This window comes from Nostoc sp. JL31 (genome assembly GCF_017114965.1).
GTDB lineage: Bacteria > Cyanobacteriota > Cyanobacteriia > Cyanobacteriales > Nostocaceae > Nostoc > Nostoc punctiforme_A.
In genome coordinates this window covers 1-19,256 of sequence record NZ_JABXKO010000030.1, presented here as the reverse complement: position 1 = coordinate 19,256, position 19,256 = coordinate 1, and the positions used below count along the sequence as shown (strand labels likewise).

General features: G+C 41.0%; 17 protein-coding genes and 1 pseudogene. 6 read left to right on the top strand and 12 right to left on the bottom strand.

Features of this window, described 5'->3' with window-relative positions; all coding sequences use genetic code 11:
* Positions 1-72: 72 nt before the first annotated feature.
* The 6 genes and pseudogenes from HWQ43_RS05550 to HWQ43_RS05525 form a co-directional block, all read right to left on the bottom strand.
* Positions 73-2,793: an NHLP bacteriocin export ABC transporter permease/ATPase subunit gene (locus tag HWQ43_RS05550; protein WP_292731071.1), complete on the bottom strand. Its 2,721-nt coding sequence runs from the start codon at positions 2,791-2,793 to the stop codon at positions 73-75.
* 166 nt (positions 2,794-2,959) lie between these two features.
* Positions 2,960-3,388, bottom strand: a pseudogene (locus HWQ43_RS05545) (ATP-binding cassette domain-containing protein); the annotation flags it as partial.
* A gap of 39 nt (positions 3,389-3,427) precedes the next feature.
* Positions 3,428-3,580 carry a hypothetical protein gene (locus tag HWQ43_RS05540; protein ID WP_292731069.1) on the bottom strand — a complete coding sequence of 51 codons (153 nt, stop codon included), beginning with the start codon at positions 3,578-3,580 and terminating at the stop codon, positions 3,428-3,430.
* Positions 3,581-3,793: 213 nt separating this feature from the next.
* The gene (locus HWQ43_RS05535; RefSeq protein WP_292731067.1) at positions 3,794-4,102 is read right to left on the bottom strand and encodes a hypothetical protein; all 309 of its coding nucleotides are present in this window, start codon (positions 4,100-4,102) and stop codon (positions 3,794-3,796) included.
* A gap of 12 nt (positions 4,103-4,114) precedes the next feature.
* Positions 4,115-4,357 (bottom strand): hypothetical protein, encoded by a 243-nt coding sequence (locus HWQ43_RS05530; protein ID WP_292731065.1) that lies wholly within the window; start codon positions 4,355-4,357, stop codon positions 4,115-4,117.
* 33 nt (positions 4,358-4,390) lie between these two features.
* Positions 4,391-4,618 (bottom strand): hypothetical protein, encoded by a 228-nt coding sequence (locus HWQ43_RS05525; protein WP_292731063.1) that lies wholly within the window; start codon positions 4,616-4,618, stop codon positions 4,391-4,393.
* Between the two features lie 884 nt (positions 4,619-5,502).
* Between HWQ43_RS05525 and HWQ43_RS05520 the strand changes: the two genes are divergently transcribed.
* On the top strand, positions 5,503-5,859 hold the full coding sequence (locus HWQ43_RS05520; protein WP_292731061.1) for a hypothetical protein: 357 nt from the start codon (positions 5,503-5,505) through the stop codon (positions 5,857-5,859).
* 187 nt (positions 5,860-6,046) lie between these two features.
* Entirely contained in the window at positions 6,047-6,247 is a 201-nt protein-coding gene (locus tag HWQ43_RS05515; protein WP_292731059.1) for a hypothetical protein, read from the top strand.
* Positions 6,248-6,453: 206 nt separating this feature from the next.
* On the opposite strand, the gene HWQ43_RS05510 is transcribed toward HWQ43_RS05515, so the two are convergent.
* Positions 6,454-7,512, bottom strand: a complete 1,059-nt coding sequence (locus HWQ43_RS05510) for a hypothetical protein (RefSeq protein WP_292731057.1) — start codon at positions 7,510-7,512, stop codon at positions 6,454-6,456.
* Complete coding sequence (locus HWQ43_RS05505) at positions 7,509-8,612, bottom strand: right-handed parallel beta-helix repeat-containing protein (RefSeq protein ID WP_292731056.1); 1,104 nt, start codon at positions 8,610-8,612, stop codon at positions 7,509-7,511. Before HWQ43_RS05505 ends, HWQ43_RS05510 begins: the two co-directional genes overlap by 4 nt.
* A 441-nt stretch (positions 8,613-9,053) precedes the next feature.
* Here HWQ43_RS05505 and HWQ43_RS05500 point away from each other — a divergent pair, with 441 nt between their 5' ends.
* Positions 9,054-9,218 (top strand): hypothetical protein, encoded by a 165-nt coding sequence (locus HWQ43_RS05500; protein WP_292731054.1) that lies wholly within the window; start codon positions 9,054-9,056, stop codon positions 9,216-9,218.
* Positions 9,219-9,350: 132 nt separating this feature from the next.
* On the opposite strand, the gene HWQ43_RS05495 is transcribed toward HWQ43_RS05500, so the two are convergent.
* The gene (locus HWQ43_RS05495) at positions 9,351-9,950 is read right to left on the bottom strand and encodes a Uma2 family endonuclease (RefSeq protein ID WP_292731052.1); all 600 of its coding nucleotides are present in this window, start codon (positions 9,948-9,950) and stop codon (positions 9,351-9,353) included.
* A 631-nt stretch (positions 9,951-10,581) separates the two neighbouring features.
* On the opposite strand from HWQ43_RS05495, the gene HWQ43_RS05490 reads away from it, so the two are divergent.
* Complete coding sequence (locus HWQ43_RS05490; RefSeq protein WP_292731050.1) at positions 10,582-10,953, top strand: hypothetical protein; 372 nt, start codon at positions 10,582-10,584, stop codon at positions 10,951-10,953.
* Between the two features lie 275 nt (positions 10,954-11,228).
* Here the strand turns inward: HWQ43_RS05490 and HWQ43_RS05485 are convergent, their stop codons facing one another.
* On the bottom strand, positions 11,229-13,187 hold the full coding sequence (locus tag HWQ43_RS05485; protein ID WP_292731048.1) for a filamentous hemagglutinin N-terminal domain-containing protein: 1,959 nt from the start codon (positions 13,185-13,187) through the stop codon (positions 11,229-11,231).
* 428 nt (positions 13,188-13,615) lie between these two features.
* Complete coding sequence (locus tag HWQ43_RS05480) at positions 13,616-14,647, bottom strand: NADP-dependent oxidoreductase (protein WP_292731047.1); 1,032 nt, start codon at positions 14,645-14,647, stop codon at positions 13,616-13,618.
* A 179-nt stretch (positions 14,648-14,826) separates the two neighbouring features.
* Here HWQ43_RS05480 and HWQ43_RS05475 point away from each other — a divergent pair, with 179 nt between their 5' ends.
* The gene (locus HWQ43_RS05475) at positions 14,827-15,042 is read left to right on the top strand and encodes a hypothetical protein (protein ID WP_292731045.1); all 216 of its coding nucleotides are present in this window, start codon (positions 14,827-14,829) and stop codon (positions 15,040-15,042) included.
* A 198-nt stretch (positions 15,043-15,240) separates the two neighbouring features.
* On the opposite strand, the gene HWQ43_RS05470 is transcribed toward HWQ43_RS05475, so the two are convergent.
* Complete coding sequence (locus tag HWQ43_RS05470) at positions 15,241-17,808, bottom strand: calcium-binding protein (RefSeq protein ID WP_292731043.1); 2,568 nt, start codon at positions 17,806-17,808, stop codon at positions 15,241-15,243.
* Between the two features lie 793 nt (positions 17,809-18,601).
* On the opposite strand from HWQ43_RS05470, the gene HWQ43_RS05465 reads away from it, so the two are divergent.
* On the top strand, positions 18,602-19,123 hold the full coding sequence (locus HWQ43_RS05465; RefSeq protein WP_292731041.1) for a hypothetical protein: 522 nt from the start codon (positions 18,602-18,604) through the stop codon (positions 19,121-19,123).
* Positions 19,124-19,256: the final 133 nt, after the last annotated feature.

Genomic DNA, 19,256 nt, shown 5'->3' with positions numbered 1-19,256 from the left:
CCCAGCCATACACAGATACACCCCTCTCATACGAGAAGTAGATTACCATATTTCGGTATTAGTGGGATAGGTTCATAGCAATTTATCTAAGCTTTCACTGACAATAGCCTGAGTTTTGTTATCAAGGGCACTGGTAGCTTCATCAAAAAATAAAACCCGGGGTTTTAATGCCAAAGCACGAGCAATCAACAATCTTTGGCGTTGTCCTCCAGAAAGATTACTACCCCCTTCGCTGATCACAGTATGCATTTGCATAGGCATGGTGGTGATATCATCAGCAAATCCAGACATCCGCGCTGCTTCCCAAGCTTCATCTAAGGTCATCAGTGCCCCACCTGCGATATTCTCGAAAATGGAAGCGGAATTTAGCTGACCATTTTGTAAAACCACGCCCAATTGTCGGCGTACTGCATCTACATCTAACCCAGACAAATCTTGACCATCGTAGTAAACACTACCTGCTTGGGGAGTTTCAAATCCCAGTGGTAATCGCAGTAACGTCGATTTACCACTGCCAGAAGCGCCTACCAGAGCAATAAATTCTCCTGGTTCGGCAGAGATACTCACGTCATCTAATGTTAGTGCGCCATCACTGCGATAACAAAAGGTTACATGGTCTACAGTAATTTTCCCCATGAGCCTACCGGGATCAGCTTTGCACATATCCACCTCTGGGATAGTTGCCAAAATTGGCTGTGTGCGTTGCCATTGGGGGATGACTTGCAATATTTCTGTAACTGTATTGCTGAGCTTTGTAGTACCTCTGGTAAAGCTACCAAAAGCTGTGTTGAAAGCCAGGAAGGTGCCAAGAGATAATTCAACTGTTCCTGAAGTTTGCGGAGATTCTAGCAGTTTGATCGTAAACCAGAACAATATTCCAGAAGTCAGTATGGGCATAACTGTATTGAACAGGACAACGGTATCTTCTATGCGTTGTGTACTCAGTTCCAGCTTAATTTGGCGAGTGTAATTTTTACTCCAAGCGGTAAAGGCGCGTTCTTGGGCACCAGCAATATGTAGTTTAGAAATGCCATTGATTAGCTGTACTGTCTGCGCAAAAATATTACCCTGGACTTCCAGTAGCGGACGCACCTTGGTTAACAGCAGCATACCAGAGAGGGTGGTGATAGCGATCGCAACTACTGCAACTCCAACGGCGATGAAAGCTAATTTGTAGTTGTAATAAAATAACTGTCCCAAATAAAACAGTGCAAACAAACTCGTAATCAAATTAATTAGAGTTGTCCCACTCAGTTTGCGGCGAATTGTACTTACCGATGTGATGCGGGATAGTAGATCCCCGGTTGTGTATTGTCGGAAAAAAGACACTGGCAAATTGAGCAACCGATCCCATACCCCCGCTTGGGTGGAAGCATCGCCAGCCGATTCCATCCGCAACAGAGCAAAACCCTGTGCTAGCTGAAATAAAGCTGTACCCAAAGCTGCAACCAGCAAACTTAAGCCGATTTGCAGTAATAAACCGCGATCGCTATCGGGAATTGCATTATCTATAATAATTGATGTGGCATAAGGTGTAATCATCCCCAGCAGTGTGACGGCAATGCCACTAAATACAATTGCCAGTAGACTTTGGCTATGTCCTTGAAGTGTGAACTTCACTATATCAATAGCTTTGAGTGCTTTATCGGGCAAAGAGCGATAAAACATATAAGCAACAGGAGCCAATATTGCAGCTATCTGTTCATCCACTTTGACACGGGTACGTTCAATCGGGTCAAAAATTTGATAACGAGTTGGAGAAATCGGCAGTAGTGCCACTGGGCGATTATCTTGGGTATAGGCGATTAAAGCGTCAGAATCCTTTTCCCACCAGTTATCTCGCAACAGCACCCGCCGCATCCGAATCCGGGAAGCCCGAACAATTGCTTCTAAAGGTTCCTTGAGCCGCTTCAGGTTTTCCGAACGAGACGGGGGACGAATTTTTATCCCCATCGCTCTACCTACGGCACCCACCGCCACCAGTAAAGGAGTACCTTCTAAGAAAAAGTCGCCATCTTGTGGATTCAGGGTTGATGCTAGTTCGCCTAAAGCTTCCATTGTGACTTGGCGATTTAGGCGTTGGCGATCGCGCAACCGGATTATTTCTGTTTGTGCTTCTTGCTCATCTATAATATTGATGCATTGCAAGAGTTGAGTATGCAACTGAGATAACCCAGCCAGCAGTGTATCTGGATTTGAGAATTCGCTGGTAGTGTTAGTTGTAAGTTGAACTCCCTCCACAGCTTCCAACCACATTTTATCAGTGAGGGGAAAAGTTGCAGTGGTTGGCGTTAAGGTGATTTCCTCAAACCCCAGAAAGCGGACAGTTCCTTGATGAAGTTGTACCCAACAGATGACACCCGCTTCGGGCTGGAAAGTCTGAGCATTATTTAAGGAAAATCGTACTTCTTCCTTAGCCTTCACCTGAATTTTTGGCATAGTCACTTGGAAGAATACATCACCGAGTTGCAACAGCCAATTTTCTATCCAAGCTAAAGCCATTGCATCTGCATTGGCTACTAACTCCCGAAAACATTCTTGATGAACTTGTAGTAATTCTATCTCTCCAATTGGAACTGCTAAAATCTGACACTGTTGATTAGCAGTTCCGAAAAGTGCTTCACCTTGATTAATACTGCATAGATAACGGCGAGTTCCTTCGATAACGCCATCTTTGAGTGTGACAGCAAACAAGGCCATAGAGCCAGACTGAACTACCCAAATTCTAGAAGGGTCATTCAGTAGAATCGGTTCATTGCCATTAATTATGTAAACCTGACCGTGTATTAGCATTTTGGAGTAGAGAGTGGGAAATTAAGAGATGGGGAATTGGGAGATGAGAGAGTTTGAGATTATGAGGCTGACACTTGAGCCTTTGAACTTGAACGTTGCACCTTTGAACCTGAACGTTGAGTCTTTGAACCTCGAAGTTGCACCTTTGAACCTGAAACATTAAGTCCTAACTCTCCACCGCTTCCCCTTCAGTGCGAATTAACCGCGAATATACACCGTCAACTTGCCATAATTCTTTGTGAGTGCCTTGTTGTACAACCTTTCCGCGTTCTAGAACAATAATTAGATCGTAATCGCGGATAGTGCTTAACCGGTGAGCAACAATTATGCAGGTGCATCCGCGACGACGGAGATTTTGGTCAATGATTTGTTCTGTTTCTGCATCGAGGGCGCTGGTAGCTTCATCCATCACGAGTATCGAGGGGTTATTTACTAAAGCGCGAGCGATTTCTAAGCGTTGTCGCTGACCACCACTTAAATTAGCAGCACCTTCTATGAGTTCGGCATCAAATCCTCCAGACATCGAAAGAATTACATCAGCGATCGCAGCATCTTGACAAGCCCGCATCAGGTTTTTATCTGGTACAGTAGTATCCTAGGGTGTTGACTTTGTAACAAATTAGCTTGGAATTATTCATGCAATTTCTATGTCGTTATTTGAGGCAGAAAATAAAATTCTTCTCTTTGAAAGCATAGATTGATTAAAAACTTCGTTAGACCAAGCCTCAACGTCCACAAATCGAATTGTTTCTAGTGCCTGTTTAACAATGGATGCTGTTAAATCCATTGTTGATAAAGAAATATTCAGGAACATTTTACCTATTTGTTTAAAAGCAGAGCGAGAAGAAAAATGCTTGTATTTACCGAAAAGGGATTCAATGACATCAGAGGTTGCTAGAAACCTTTGCCCTAATGGAATTTGAGACCTTTCAACCGTAAAATAGTTAAAGATTTTTTGTTGGAAACTCTCTAAATAATTAGTTGAGATTTTGTTTTGCTGTTACTGAAAAATACTACTCGACTTTTGATCAAGTCCGCAAAGTTTAAGTTGAACCTCAGCAGTTCGGGTCATTTTAACCATTTGACTCCATTTGCTAAGTTCATCTTGATAATCGATTAACCATCCCAACTTATCCTTTAATCTCTTATTAAGAACAATTGGGTCAATATTTGGTACTAAATCAACTAAAGTGTCCATTTGAGATTTTAAGAGCTTTTGTGCCCAATCAATTAGCTTTTCAATGTTGAAGTAGCGGCATCTAGAGCGTTGGGATGGAGGAGATAAAAAAGATAATTCTGTTTGTTGCAATTGTTGTCGGCATCAATGACACTGCTGCACAAAAGATTGATATTTTTCATCAGTGACTAATTCATGCTTGAGCAGTAATGCCATTGCATGAGTTACATCATAGGTATAGATAACTTCAGGATGATTCTGTTTGTAAAGTTTAATTCCTTTTTGGACATCACTGCCGTGGTCAGCGATTATTTGTATTGGATGGTCAACTTTTTTGGCAATTTCTTCCAGTTTTTGCTCTATGAGTTCCCCTTTAGTTGAAGCCATAATTTCTAATGCGAGAAGCTGGACATCCTGATGCTATAACCCTCGTTCATAAGGAAAAACTTCTCTTTCAAGCCGTTGTTGTGAAACTCCCAAAACTACCAGACCTTTTTCTGTCCCCAGCTCTACAGTCAAATCGACGATAAATACCCAATCACTTCGATATTCTTTTTCTCGCTGAAGTTCATACAGCCCAATTCGCCCTAACCATTTTTTAATACTGCTAAAGCTTGGAGCAGCCTCTTTCAACAAATCTACGTACAACTCAAAAGTCTTCTCAACTCCTCTTAAGCTAATACCACATTTGATTACTTGTTGTACTGATATTTGAATCGTTTCTACTGAATAATAATGTCCTTTCGCTTTCTGGATTCGTCCCTGCTCACTTGTTTCTAAATTGGCTAGAACGCTTGTATTTTTATCTTTTTTTTTCCTCGTCTTTCTCTATTATCTGCTTGAGTAAATTTTCCTCAGCAATTTTAGCTCTGTCTTTCCAATAGTCTCGTGAAGTTGATAAATCTCTAACTTTTATTTCCAATGCCTAAGTTTTTTCTGTTTTTCCAAGGCTCTTTCTTTCCAACTATCTCGACTGTTGAGAAAGAATCTTGCTAAACGGCTACTTGGGCTTTTAAACTCTTGCATTAACTTTCTGAGGGCTACTTAGTTCTTGCATGAAAAACTACCATCTTAAAACCTCAGAGTCAACACCCTACGCTACAACCGCCAAAAACCAATAATTTTTCATAGTAGCCTTTAGTAAAAACAAAAGTATTCATCTATTTAAGCTATAGCTTTATTATAATAAATATTACTGCTTAATGCTTCAGTTTTTGTACTAGTAATCTTAAGTACTTTTAATTTATCAGACATCAGCATTTATAAGAGGTTTTAGAACAAGAAACTAGTGAGCGTTTTAGCAATGATTTTCCTCACTTGTGGGCTTGGTTTGCATAAGGTTTGGCACTATTTCTGATTACCTACACCAAAATGTTGGGACTACCAGATTTTTTCGCGTGAGCTTATTACACTACAACATCTTTTCTGGGTGGAAAAATTTTATGTAAATTTAACCACATCACCCTGACGAAAGTTTACAATATAATTACTGAAACTAATCTAGCTACAACCAACAGGCTTTGGTTTGACCTATGACTGATAATAAACAAATTGTCTGCCAACTCACTCAACAAAAACCAAGACGTGTTTTGGTTGTAGCTCCAAGTGAACTAGCTATCCATCATCGTCACAGAGAATCCTTTCAAACACCGCCTAGTTTAAGCAATTGCATTCTCAAAGTCATCGCTAAATTATCTATCGTCAGCGCTATGTTGTTTGGTATCAGTGCGTTGGGCTACTGGGGATTAGAAATCGTTGAAGCTAACACAATCCCGACGATAGAAGATAGATACGATTGGCAAACTCAAAAACATATTTGTTTCGGTTGGATGCTAGTTACTTTTTCTAGCTTTCTTGGGAGTGCTTCTTTTGGTAACGAGTCTCACTAATCAGTTCCAGAGGATATAGTTCATGATAAAAATTCATCACTCAAAAGTCATAATTGAGAAGCAATTTAATATGATTGGTAGATTGATTTCTGAAAATTTATATTGAGGTTTTAACTATTCAGACAGATGTATTTAGAATAGTTGAATTCTTATATTTAATATCTGAGTAAATTTTAGTGGAGCAATTATGAATCCTATTAATCAGGCTATTTTAGAATTCCTGCGTTCTGGCGAGAAAACTGCTGGAGAATTAAAAGACATATTTGATTGTAGTTACAGTGTCCTTGATAAGGGATTGCAGGAGCTGATTGACACACAACAGATTGAAGCCGGATGGAGTAATGAGAATTATCCAGCAAGAATTTATCGGCTCAAGCGCCAGCAATAATCTATTCATTTTTGGAAAAATTAGTCATTTATTTTTATCTTGTTAACTGGCCTAACCAGATAATATCCCTCAACTGTGAAAAATTAGCCAGCCTCAAGGCTATCAGCAAAAGTTTTTGGTGACAATTATGAACTAATTATCACCAAGCTATTGATTGGCTTGATGATAATTTTTAATTGCTTTGTAAAAAATATTAAAGTAAATACTTAAACTCTTACGACTGAACCAATGTTTATGAATTTACCTACGAGATTATCAAGCTTGATAAACTTATTTGAATCCTCTTCGGGTGTGTTAAAGTTACAAGCGATGGTGCTGTAGTCTATTGTGGCCGTGGCATAGCTAGAGTCAGAGTTGTAAATCCCGCCACCCTTGCCAGACTCGAATTTACCAGAACTGAGTTCGATTCCGAAAGCTTTATTGTGTCTGATAATGCTGTTGCCCACCGTTAAGGTACCATCATTGTAGATCCCACCGCCTAAGTGTGCCTGATTGCCACTAATGGTGTTATGACTTACGGTCATGATGCCTAAGCCATTTAGTGTATAAGCCAACGTACCGTATTGGTTAAAAACAGATGAGCCAAAGTCTGTGTCTTTATCATTGTAGATGCCACCACCGGCAGTGACAGCCGTATTGTAAATAATGTTGCTATTAATAACAGTAATAATGCCTAATTTACTGTCAGTGAAACGGTTCCCGTCAGAGCTAGAATTATAGATGCCACCGCCGTTGTTAGTGGCATAGTTATGACTAATGGTGCTGTTACTCACTGATACGATGCCATTATTGTAGATACCACCTCCATCTAATGCATTATTATGGCTTATAGTGCTATTAGTTACAGTCAAGGTGCCATAATGTAGCTCATCTGGGCCACGGTAGCCTAACATGAACTCACCTGGATTATAGATACCGCCACCTTTGATTCCCGTGTTACCACTGATGGTGCTATGACTCACTGATAGGATGCCATAATCATAGATACCGCCACCATAGTAGCTGTTATTACCATTAATGGTGCTATGACTCACGATTATAGTGGCGGAGATTCCATCGGGTCCGTAAGCACCGTCAGTGACATTATAGATACCGCCGCCGTAGCCCTGTGCCTCTGTCGAGTTGTCATTGATCTGGCTGTTAGTCACGGTTATATTGCCAGTGGAGGGGCTACTAGGACTACTTACCAAGTAGCCCCCACCATCATCATAGATGCCGCCGCCTTGGTAAGTGGCTTTGTTGCCACTGATGATACTGTTACTCAATATGAGGTCGATATTTGTGGAGATTCCGCCGCCTTGCATTGCTGTGTATTAGTTATGGCGCTGTTTTTTATGCTTGTTACAGAGCCATCAGAGCCATCAGCAGCATAGATACCGCCGCCATTTCCGTTTGTTATGTTGCTATTAATAGTGCTGTTATTCACGGTTAGGCTATACTCGTTGTAAATGCCGCCGCCGCTATTGGCATTGATCAGGCTGTTATTCACGGTTATAGTCCCAGTATGACCACCATAGATCGCGCCACCTCGGTAACTGACTTTGTTAGTACTGATAGTGCTGTTATTTACTAATAAGTTGCCATTACCGAGTTGATAGATACCACCGCCATCTCCCCTTGCTGCTGTATTGCCAGTGATGCTGGTGTTATTCACGATTATAGTGCCAGAAGCGTAGATGCCGCCGCCTTCAAAGTCTGCTGAATTACCACTGATGGTACTGTTGTTCAGGGTTATAGTGCCATAGCTGTAGATGCCGCCACCCGCTTCATTGGAGTTGTTATAACTAATGGTGGTGTGGTTCATTGTGAGGCTTCCTTGATTGAAAATGCCACCGCCTTCCCTGTAGATTGACGAATTGCCAGTGATGTTATAGCCTACCGAATTGCCAGTGATGCTGCTGTAGTCCACTGTTAGGCTGCCAGTGTTGTAAATAGCACCGCCATAACTGAGAGTTTTTCCATCACTATCTGTTACGTTATTGGTTACAGTGTTACCAGCGATGATGGTATTGTTCAAGGTCAGGACGCCAACATTTGAGATAGCACCGCCTCCCTTTGTGCCATCGTATGTATTGGTAATAGTCAGCCCATTGATTGCAGATATTACACCTTTGCCAATGTCAAAAACACGATCAGCAGTATCATCCTTAATAGTTAGTTTGCTAGGATTTGTACCTTCAATGGTCAGGTTATCTGTGATACTTAGACCACTATGAGTCAGACTGATGATATGAGCCAGCCCACCAGTAAACAGTCCACCAAAATTGATGATGTCTTTTCCTGAAAGAGCATTGGCATTTAGAACTGCCTGCCGCAGTGAACCTGCACCACTGTTGTTCGTATTAGTGACGGTAAATGTAGACATTCAGATGATTCCTCTGGGAATAGTTGTATATAAGTTGACATTAAATCTGATATTGATACTACTATTGAGTCTGCAACCATTTTTCTACTGTTCACCTGTAGTCAGAGATCAAAGTTAATTTGAAAAACTGCGAACGCCCTACTGGTCTGCTAACCCCAAAATGCACTTTTTCAGATTGGGGTACATATTAGAGGTTAAAACAATTTCCCAAATGGCTAAGTTTACTCTCGTGAACTACTGAGAGTATGTTGAGATTTAAGTCTTAATTTTTGACTTCATTGTGATGAATGTAAGTAGATTAATTCATTAACTAGCACTTCTTCTTTTTTAAAGATTTTATTTATATCTATGTCAATACTGTGTCATTAAGATGTCAAATGTATGTAGAAAAATTTTACTAAGAATATTTCTGAAGATAGATGAAATTTTCAAGCAAGAGGTATGAAAATACTCGTTAAAGAATTAGAAATTGTTGAAGCTAACACAATCCCGACAATAGAAGACAGATACGATTGGCAAACCCAAAAACATATTTGTTTGGGTTGGATGCTGTTTACTTTTTCTAGCTTTCTTGGCAGTGCTTCTTTTGGCGACGAGTCCCATTAATCAGTTCCAGAGGATAAAGCCCCTGATAAAATTCATCACTTAAAAGTCATAATTAAGAAGCAATCTAATATGATTGGTAGATTGATTCATTAAAAATTTCTGTTAGTATTATTGTCAGAGAGTTAAGCAGCCTCAAAAGTTAATGCGACGATAGATTTCAGTCAAGGGAATTTCTACGTTTAAACTGTGCAGCATAATTGTCCGCTCAAGGTGAGAGTGAACTTGCCATAGCCAGCGATCATTACTGTTACGATCCAAGTTATGATACTGTTCAATGTAGGGTTCAGTTTGACTCACGAGCAGATATTCACAAAAGCTGGCAATAGAGCGATATTTTCTGAACTTATCCCCTCGATCATAAGCTTCAGTAGAGGGTGATAAAACTTCGACAATAAGCATTGGATTCTGAATTTCATCATTACGATTGCCATTAAACTCTGGTTCACCATTAACAACCATCAAATCGGTATAAGTCCCACACTGATATTCAGGAATCCAAACTCGCAAGTCGCTGTTATACAAACGAAAATCGGTGTCTCTCAGTAAAAACCCTAAGTGAATTAAGAAGTTGCTGGCAATCGCACTGTGAGATTCTGACCCTCCCGACATAGTAATAACCTCTCCGTTACGGTATTCATGGCGTTCGGGGTTGGTTTCTTCCATAGCCCGATACTCGTCTAACGTCAGGCGAGTTGTTATTACATCACAGGGACTGGTTTGAGCAAAGACCACAATCAACCTCTTAAATAATTAGTTCTAAAACTATTATCAGCAACGTCAAGAAGAATTGCCAATGAATGATGGAATGCCACCATTTCTAACTGGGTGTATGATGTACGTACTCGATTGCTTGCTATTGTGTTTTATTGCCTTTGGACAAGAATTCATCTAATTTAGGACTTACGCATTGACAGAAGTAACCGAATGTGGATTACCTCTCATTACAAGGCTCTGGCTATAACTGAGCAAGTGTGATAATAAAAAAATACTTTTGTCAAAACATACCATGCTTGGTGCAGGGAATACATACTACTCTGCACCAATCAACTAAGGGTAATCAGCCACTCAGACAAAGCATCAGCCATCGGACTGAAAAACAATAAAACAAGATTATTCATCAAGTGACGAAAAGGGAATTATGACTACATCTTTTAAAGTAAGAATCAATTTAAATCGCCTTCGATTTCTCCCATTACATTCTCGCGGACGCTCTCGGATTGATTCTCATTCCGGCTATCAATATCCAGTTCTTGTCCCAAAGTTGAATTTGGCTTGGTTTCATATCAAATAGCAACAATTAGCAAGCAAAGATAAATGAATAATAGACTGTCTAAATCTCATAGCAAGGGAATAAAAATAAAAAATGAATATCAAGAATGAAAATTATGCTGGTTTTCAAACTTGGTCAAAGCAAGTTGCATCTTGGCGATGTATTACTCCGATACTTTCGATTGACATTGAACGAGAACGTAGTTGCGTGTGGTTTAATGTAGGTAGCGAAAATCGTCCTCTTGTTAGGTACGAAATTTTTTCCAATATGGGTGGTTGGCAAAGTGGTCATGAAGCTAATGCTGCTGCTAATCTATCCGCTTTTTCATTAGAAGAAGCCAAATATTTATACAACCAACTTATTACTGGCAAGATGAATAATGAAGTCAAGTCAATTTTGACTATTGTTGCAATTGCTAAAAAACATGAAAACAGTCCTCAAAATAAAATGGGATACCAGAAATAGGGTTAGATATAGCGGAGCTGACACACTGTTTGGTTTAAATAGCAGTCTAGAACAATACCTTTGCCAAAATAAGAGCCTAGAAAATTTTGGCAAAACTGGCAAAATTTTCTATACATAAGCGTTTAGCTTAAAAGGTAGTTTGTCATCTCAAACCCTTTATCAACAATAAATTCAGAATAGCATAGCTAAAAACCAGGGCGAAGGCGAGATCATGTAATTCTTCGGCAGATGTTAAACCAGCGCATCCAGCACCAACGATACCAATAGGGATTTAGCTAAGTTGATTTTTTCGGTGACTCAAGCCTTAAAAAAGTAGTTTGCTTCTGTTTACGTCTTAATCTCCAAGCAGCGTGAAAAGCAGCGATCGCAAACACACTGAATGGTAAAGTTGGTTCGGGAACAGGCTTGATTGCTATTAAGATTCCTGAAGTGTTAATAGAGATATTGCCGCCATCACCACCAACCTGTGCTGTGCCTGCGGTGGTGGAAATTTGAGCGCCACGACGTAGAAGCAGTAAATCAGTTTGTAAAGAGATATTGCCACCATTACCTGAAGAAGATTCGGCGTTGAGTCCGCTACTGTTATCTAAGGTAACTCTAGGTGAGGTAACGATGATATCTCTAGCAGTACCCGTCGTACTTTGAGAGTTAACGAACAAGCCACTATTAATGTTTGAACTGCTATCAGAAATGGTGAAGAAATCAGTAGCATTAACTTTGATTGCACCTGCATTGCCTTGTCCAAATGTTGAGGCTGTAACTTGAGCGCCATCGCTTAACGAGAATGAACCGGAGTCAATAGTAATATTACCCCCATTGCCAACAGTCCCCGTTCCCACAAAGCTGCCAATCCCACTTTGAATACCGTTTTTTTCTCCACTAATATTAACAGCACCAGTAACATTAACATTGACATTCCCCGCATCCCCCCGTCCTGCTGGCTGGGTATCAGATGCTTCACGAGTAATGGTTGCCAGTTGAGCGCTATCAATTAGTAATAGGGTTGCAGCATTGATATCGATGTTGCCTCCCTTACCTACACCCCCTGATTCCACCGCGCTGAAGATGTCAGCATCTGCTAGAGTTACAGCATCTCGTGCCCCTACTGTCACATTGCCTGCATTACCAAGTCCTGAAGTTGAGGCAATAAGTTGAGCGCCATTTTGTAACGAGAATGAACCAGAATCGATAGTAATATTACCCGCATTGCCAAGTGACCCCAAACGCACAAGATTGCGAACATTACTCCCAGTACCTGCAATTTTGATTTCCCCGGTAGCATTCAGCGTAATATCTCCCCCAATTGTTTCAGGTGTCCCCAAACCTTGCCCAATACCAGCACTTAAAAAACTTCCTCCCAATATTTCTAAATTCCTGGCATTGACTGCAATATTACCGCCACCAGCCCCAGTTACAATTACACCTGCTTGATTCGTGAGGGATACCGAAGTTCGCGCAACATTATCAGGAAATATCAAGCTGAGATTATCGTCATCTACACCCAAAGCTAAAGTACCAGGTTCTGCTAACCCTCCTAACTCGGCTCTCCCACCATAAGCATTTAATCGTCCCCCATCCATGCTGACATTCCCACCCACCAGTAGTAAACTCTTACCATCTGGTACTCGTAAACCAAATGCATCAAAGCCTGCTGGGTCTGTTCCTGCGGGTGCTATTGAGTTATTTTGAATCCCTCCGTTTTGATTAATCTGATTAAACAGCAATGCTGAAGGATTAACAGTCAATAACGGTGAGGGGATATTTTTATCAGTAGCATTAAAAAATGCTCGATTTCCAAATTGCAGTGCATTCGCTGTACTCGCAACAAACGAACCACCAATATTTAATTGAGCGTTTTGACCAAATACAATTCCATTGGGATTAATTAGAAACAGGTTAGCCGTACCCAACGTGCGAATTAACCCATCAATATCAATATTAGAAACTGAGCCACCTGTTACTCGACTAATAATATTTTGAGTATCTAGAGCATTATTAAAGGAAGCAGTGCTACCAGTAGGCACAGAAAACTCACCAAAACTGTGAAACAAATTACCGCCAGCTTGTGTTCCCCCAGTGATGTTAAAATTGTCAACCTCTCTTGTGACGTTAGAGTTATTTGGTAAAGTGCCATCTGGAGTAATTTGAGCGTTCGCATAATCAATGGTACAAAAGCTGACACCGAAAGCGATAGCCACTAAAGCACCCCAATGAGTAAAACCCAAACCTGACATTGCAAGCCTCCATGAATAGCAGCCAACTTTAGTTAAGCATAGATCAAGTTGCTAGCTATTAATTAGGCTACTAAGTTTTTGCCTGAAAACTCCGATTTTTTGCAAGAAGTCAAACCCTGGATTCTGCCCTGAATTCACCGCAACCTTGAGTTTCTGCATACGCTCCGGTCGCAGACTTGACCTCGCTACAAAGTCATAGTAAAACACTTTTCAAACAACCTCTATGCTCTTTTAGCTCGACTTTATCCAAAATTAAGAACTTGGTTCTCTTGATACGGCAAAACCCTAGCTTTTTGGCAAAAACTTTTTTCATGTCACTGATTTTCGGTGAAGTCGAAAAAGTAAAGCTACCGTTCCACAAAGCTTTCAGCTTCAGCATTGCTCAAAAATGGATAAAGTTGAGCTTTTAGAGGATGTTTATAAATTTTTCAGGTAGGCTCATTCGAGACTTTAATAACCAGTTTTCCCTTTTTGTTACCGTCGAAAAGTTTTAGGATCGCCTTGGGTGCATTTTCCAAGCCTTCGACAATCTCAAGAGCATATTTAATTTTCCCCTGGTTTAGCCACTTTCCAATCTCTGCTATCGCTTCATGAAATCGGGGAATATAATCCAAGATAATAAATCCCTGGACGAGAGCGCGTTTCATGAGAATTTGGCTGTAATTATATGGACCAGGAACAGGCTTTGAAGCATTATAAGTTGAGATTAAACCGCATAAAGGCAGGCGGGCGTGCAGATTAATTTTAGTTAGGACGGCATCAAGGATTATTCCGCCAACATTGTCAAAATACACATCGATTCCATTGGGACAAGCTTGAGCTAATGCTTTTTCTAAATCTCCAGTTTTATAGTTAATTGCTGCATCAAAGCCAAGTTCTTCTGTAAGCCAACGGCACTTTTCATCACTGCCAGTTATACCAACTACCCGACAACCCTTAATCTTGGCAATTTGTCCAACAATGGAACCAACTGCCCCAGATGCGGCTGAAACGACCACAGTTTCTCCAACTTTTGGCTGTCCTATATCTAATAACCCAAAATAAGCTGTAAAACCAGTAGCTCCCAGTGGCCCGGTAAATGCGTTGAGCGGACAAGGTAGAGGATTAGGTAATCGCGTCAGCGAAAAGCCACTGTTTCCAAGGGCGATCGCGTAATCTTGCCATCCTAGCAACCCAGAAACCAAATCTCCCTTTTTAAAATTGGGATTTTTGGACTCTTCAACTACACCTATAATACTGCCACGCATAACTTCCCCAATTTCAATAGGAGGCATATATTGCTCTATATCGCTCATCCAGATCCGATTGGTAGGATCTAGTGACAGATATATAGTACGTACCAGCACCTCATCATCTTTTGGGCTGGGGATTGGCTCTTCTCGGTACTCAAAATCGCTTTCTTTAATGTCACCAACGGGACGAGCAGCTAATAGAAACTGTCGATTTATCGCTCTAGTCATAAGTTTTTGTTGGGTGTGACTGAGAGTTGGTCAGAACAGATCCTTGTTTAGTCGCTTTAAGGCTTGAAACTGCAACCATAATAAAAATACCTCGTTTTTATCACAGAAAACAAAATAGTAACACTTTATGCACCTATAAACTGCTTGCATCATGAAGCGGTTAAGTTATTCAAATTCAGGTGGCCAAAGTTTTGCGATCGCTATTCATTCCACTTCATCAGCACCCCATCCACACAAGCAACCCCCCACTGCGGAAACTTCGCCAGCAGTTTCTTGATCACAATCTGCAAAGCCGGATCATCATTCCAACACGAGAGCAAAAAGTCAAACCCCGGATTCTGCCCCGAATTCCCCGCAACTTTGAGTTTCTGCATACGCGACTGTCGCATATTTGACAAAAGCAACAATCGCCTCATGTGACCATTTTTCAGCATTGGTGACAGACTCGGCGGAACCAACTCTTAGAGACGCTGCGCGAACACCCTCATCAACTGCTGGAATAATCACATGAAGCCTTATTGGGTGACAAACGAAACTTACCAGCGGTGGGCATCAAACGCTGTGACTGCACCAGCATAGGCATTTACGATGCGTTAAACAATCACAAAATTGTTTTCGGTTAGTGACAATCCAGCAGATAATTGTGCAAATTCCACCTGAGTAAACCCAGACGCACTGCCATCAAGGTCAAAATACAGTCCGCCTGTGCTGTTGTCATAGATAAATCGTTGCTCGTTTGTGGTTGCAGATGTGCCAATGGTGAACTGACTTGTCAAAAGTGAACCTGATGATAACCCACCGCCAAAACCAGTAGTCGATACCTGAATCAATTCATTCGTGGCGTTGAAGTCAGAAATAGTGTCAATGCCTTCATTGTAACTATTGAAGACAAAGGTATCTTTACCATCTCTTCCATAGATAAAATCACTACCTTTGCCACCGATGAGGGTATCATTGCCATTTCCACCGTCGAATAAGTTACCATAATAATTATCATTGGTTGAAAAGTCAGATGCGGCAAGATAATCATTGCCATCACCCCCGTTAAGAGTGTTACTACCATTAGCAACAATTAAGTAATCGTTACCAGCGCCACCATTAAGTGTGTTATTGCCGAAGCCGTCTTTCTGATTGGAGTAAGCAAACAGAGAATCATTACCATCCCCCCCAGAGAGCTGATTACCGTAATAATTATAAGAATTACTGTTGTTACTCCAAAAAATACTCAAATAATCGTCACCAGCGCCCCCATTAAGTGTGTTAAGACCTTCACTACCAATGAGAGTATCATTTCCTGCATTACCCCTTAGCAGGTCGTTACCAGTACCACCGTTAAGGTAGTCATTGCTCATACCACCAATGAGAGTATTATTTCCCGCACCACCATTGAGAGTATTGTTACCTAAGGCATCAAAACCAGAGAGATAGTCATTGCCATCGCCTCCATCCAAGAGGTTATCGCCTGATGAAGAGTCAATATTTAATGTATCGTCACCAGCGCCACCGTTGAGGGTATTCTTGCCTGATGTAACAATATTGCCCCCTTCGGAGTCGTTGTACAAGAAGCCAGAGCCGGAGAGATAATCATTGCCATCGCCCCCCAAGAGTAAGTTATCGCCTGACGAATAGTCAATATTTAATGTATCTTCACCATTACCACCGTTGAGGGTGTTATTGCCTGATGTGACAGGATAAGAAATTTTGTAGTCGCCAGACCCGTTCTGGTAGTAGCCATAACCAGACAGAGAATCATTACCATCGCCTCCATCCACAAGGTTATTACCTGATGAATACTTAATATTCAATGTATCATCACCAGCACCACCATTGAGGGTATTATTGCCAGAAGCGAAGAATCCTCCGTAGTAATCAGTGGAGCCAGAAGCACTAAGAGAATCATTGCCATCGCCACCATTGAGTAGGTTATCGCCTTCTGAAAAGTCAATATTAAATATATCGTTACCAGCACCACCGCTGAGAGTATTATCGCCTAAAGAGCGATCAGTGCCGTATCTGGTAATACTGCCTGAGGCGAATAGATAATCATTGCCGTCGCCACCATTGAGTAAGTTATCGCCTGTTGAAGCGGTAACACCCAAGCTATCATTACCAACGCCACCATCGAGTAAGTTATTGCCTGTTGAATAGTCAGCAGTCAATACATCATCACCAACGCCACCATTAAGGGTATTATTGCCTGATGCGCCAAAGTAACTGAAGTAATCGAAGCCAGACAGCGACAGAAAATCATTACCATCGCCACCATTAAGTAGGTTATCGCCTATTGAAAAGTCAATATTCAATGTATCATTCCCAGCGCCACCGTTAAGGGTGTTATTGCCTGGGGTAGTAGCGGCACGAAGAAAATCATTGTCATCGCCACCATCAAGCAGGTTATCGCCTTCTAAAGAGTTAGCATTCAAGTTATCATTGCCTGTACCGCCAACGAGAGTATCATTCCCCGCACCGTCAACGAGAGTATCATTCCCCGCACCACCAACTAGGGAGTCATTCCCTGCACCACCTCTTAAAGTGTCGTTCCCACTCAGTCCGTCAATAATGTCATCGCCCCCCTGACCATTGATGACATCATCTGAGTTGTCAAAGCCGCTAACATTATTAGAGAGGTCGTTAAGAAAAGTGACAGTATTTTTGTTGAAGATAGTGCTTTGGGTCGAACTGGCATTGAAGACATCAAAGCTATCTGCGGTGCTAGTTTGCCCATAAAACAGGATATTGCCCAAGTCTACAGTAGCTCCTGTAGATTTGCTCAGATTATCCAGGTTTTCCAGAGCAAAGTTTTGCAAGATGACTGTGTTACTATTTACTTCTTCAAAGGTAATTTCCAAATCACTGCCATTCTGAGTAAGCAGCAAATTTTGGACAGTAAAGCCATATTCCTGAAATTCTAAGCTGTCTACTTCGCCAATGACTGCTGCTGTCGGGTTTGCCCCTTTACCTACCCCACCAAAATCGGTGATAATATTAGTGTCGCTACTACCGTAGTTAAAAACAAATTTATCCTTGCCGCTTCCACCAGTTAAAGTGTCTTTGCCAAAGGAATTTGTGATGATATCATTACCTGCAAGACCCTTAATCGTGTCCGCTTCGTAACTGCCTACTAGAGTATCGTTACCATTGGTGCCAATGATATTTGCCATAACTTTTACCTACCTTGAATTTATTTTTTTAGTAACTTGAGTTATCAATCTGTTGTTTGTGCTGTTTTTGGGCTTAAACAACTCACCGAAATTTCACCTTTTCGGCATACTTTATCCATCACCCTTGAGGAACAGTATTTTTTCGGAAATATTCACCCGCTAAAAGGTTTTTAAATGAAATTTCTTTAACTCTTCTCTTACCATCTAATTCTTAAGCACTATACAATACAATCTTATGAGCGTGTGCATTCCCGATAATTACTTATTTCAGCCTAGATTAAGCATTTTTGTTCAGCAGAAATCACCGAATAAGTATCAAAAAATCTGACAATTGAATGCTTAAAATACAACTTTCATATTTTTTTTGCCAGTGCCTAAGTCTTACTAGAAGAGAAAATAGTCAAGAGTATGACTCTTGAGCGGCAACGATAATTTTTATGCCCTCCTTGTAAGCTATTCTTCGTGGAATCTCAGCTTGAAATTAGAGAATATCTCAATGCTTCAAAATCACTACATAGTCAATATATTACTTAAATGTATATACTTAAATAACCAGCTTTACATACTCTTCACATTATTTGCTAATAAATGTATATACAAATAGTAAGCTTTGTGGATTCTTCATATTCTTATAGTTTTTAGGCAAGAAGAAAGCCATAGGTAAATGTGGGAATGAGTAATAAAAAATACATATTTTTTTGGAGGCTGTGATCGCTACTTGTCCCCACATCAACACTTCCCACACTAAATGCTAGATTTTATTTAGCCACCCAGCAGGAGTTTTCTTTTTCTTATGTGGTTCTGGTCTGCCGATTCAGTAGAACAAGAATTATTTGATTTGTACGCTCCAACCCTGCGATCGCTCGGCGTAAATTTCAGTGACGAGCAACTCCAAAACACTCTAGAAGCATCAAGCTATGGTTTAGAAGATGCTTTCAGGAGCGCAATCGTTTATATGCTTTGGCTCGAAGAAAATCTAAAACCGATCTACCCGACTGCGATACTAATCGAGGCACTTGCAAATCAATGGCGCACCAAGTACTGGAAGCCGGAGTATCTAGAACTTGAACAGTTACTCTCCCTCGGAAAGCGCTGGTGGAGGGCAGCAGTGGATAAGTGGGGTTACGACGAGCGTAATCAACTGGTTGCAGACATATTTTACGACCACGGGCAAGAATTTATTAAGTTCCGAAATGGTAAAGAAATTCTGGTTGACACTGCTTATAAGTGGGGATGGGAGCGAGTCGCAGATTATGCGTCCCCCTTTTCAGAAAGTAATTGGTCGCTTGGCAGTATCAATGCAAGGGAATCTTGATCTACATCTTCTGCATTAGTACATAAACACGAGTCAGAATTCCTTCTGCCTCCTGACAAAAAGCCTTTCTTCGATAAGCAATACCTTCGCCAAAAAAAGAGTATGAAGAGATAGGGCTGCCGTAGTAGAGTTA

Bases quoted from the DNA above. Each gene is read 5' to 3' on its own strand.
- HWQ43_RS05480 (WP_292731047.1), bottom strand. From the start codon at position 14,647: ATGACTAGAGCGATAAATCGACAGTTTCTATTAGCTGCTCGTCCCGTT.
- HWQ43_RS05520 (WP_292731061.1), top strand. From the start codon at position 5,503: ATGACTGATAATAAACAAATTGTCTGCCAACTCACTCAACAAAAACCA.
- HWQ43_RS05465 (WP_292731041.1), top strand. From the start codon at position 18,602: ATGTGGTTCTGGTCTGCCGATTCAGTAGAACAAGAATTATTTGATTTG.
- HWQ43_RS05490 (WP_292731050.1), top strand. From the start codon at position 10,582: ATGAATATCAAGAATGAAAATTATGCTGGTTTTCAAACTTGGTCAAAG.
- HWQ43_RS05500 (WP_292731054.1), top strand. From the start codon at position 9,054: ATGAAAATACTCGTTAAAGAATTAGAAATTGTTGAAGCTAACACAATC.
- HWQ43_RS05505 (WP_292731056.1), bottom strand. From the start codon at position 8,612: ATGTCTACATTTACCGTCACTAATACGAACAACAGTGGTGCAGGTTCA.
- HWQ43_RS05530 (WP_292731065.1), bottom strand. From the start codon at position 4,357: ATGGCTTCAACTAAAGGGGAACTCATAGAGCAAAAACTGGAAGAAATT.
- HWQ43_RS05540 (WP_292731069.1), bottom strand. From the start codon at position 3,580: ATGGATTTAACAGCATCCATTGTTAAACAGGCACTAGAAACAATTCGA.
- HWQ43_RS05485 (WP_292731048.1), bottom strand. From the start codon at position 13,187: ATGTCAGGTTTGGGTTTTACTCATTGGGGTGCTTTAGTGGCTATCGCT.
- HWQ43_RS05550 (WP_292731071.1), bottom strand. From the start codon at position 2,793: ATGCTAATACACGGTCAGGTTTACATAATTAATGGCAATGAACCGATT.
- HWQ43_RS05515 (WP_292731059.1), top strand. From the start codon at position 6,047: ATGAATCCTATTAATCAGGCTATTTTAGAATTCCTGCGTTCTGGCGAG.
- HWQ43_RS05470 (WP_292731043.1), bottom strand. From the start codon at position 17,808: ATGGCAAATATCATTGGCACCAATGGTAACGATACTCTAGTAGGCAGT.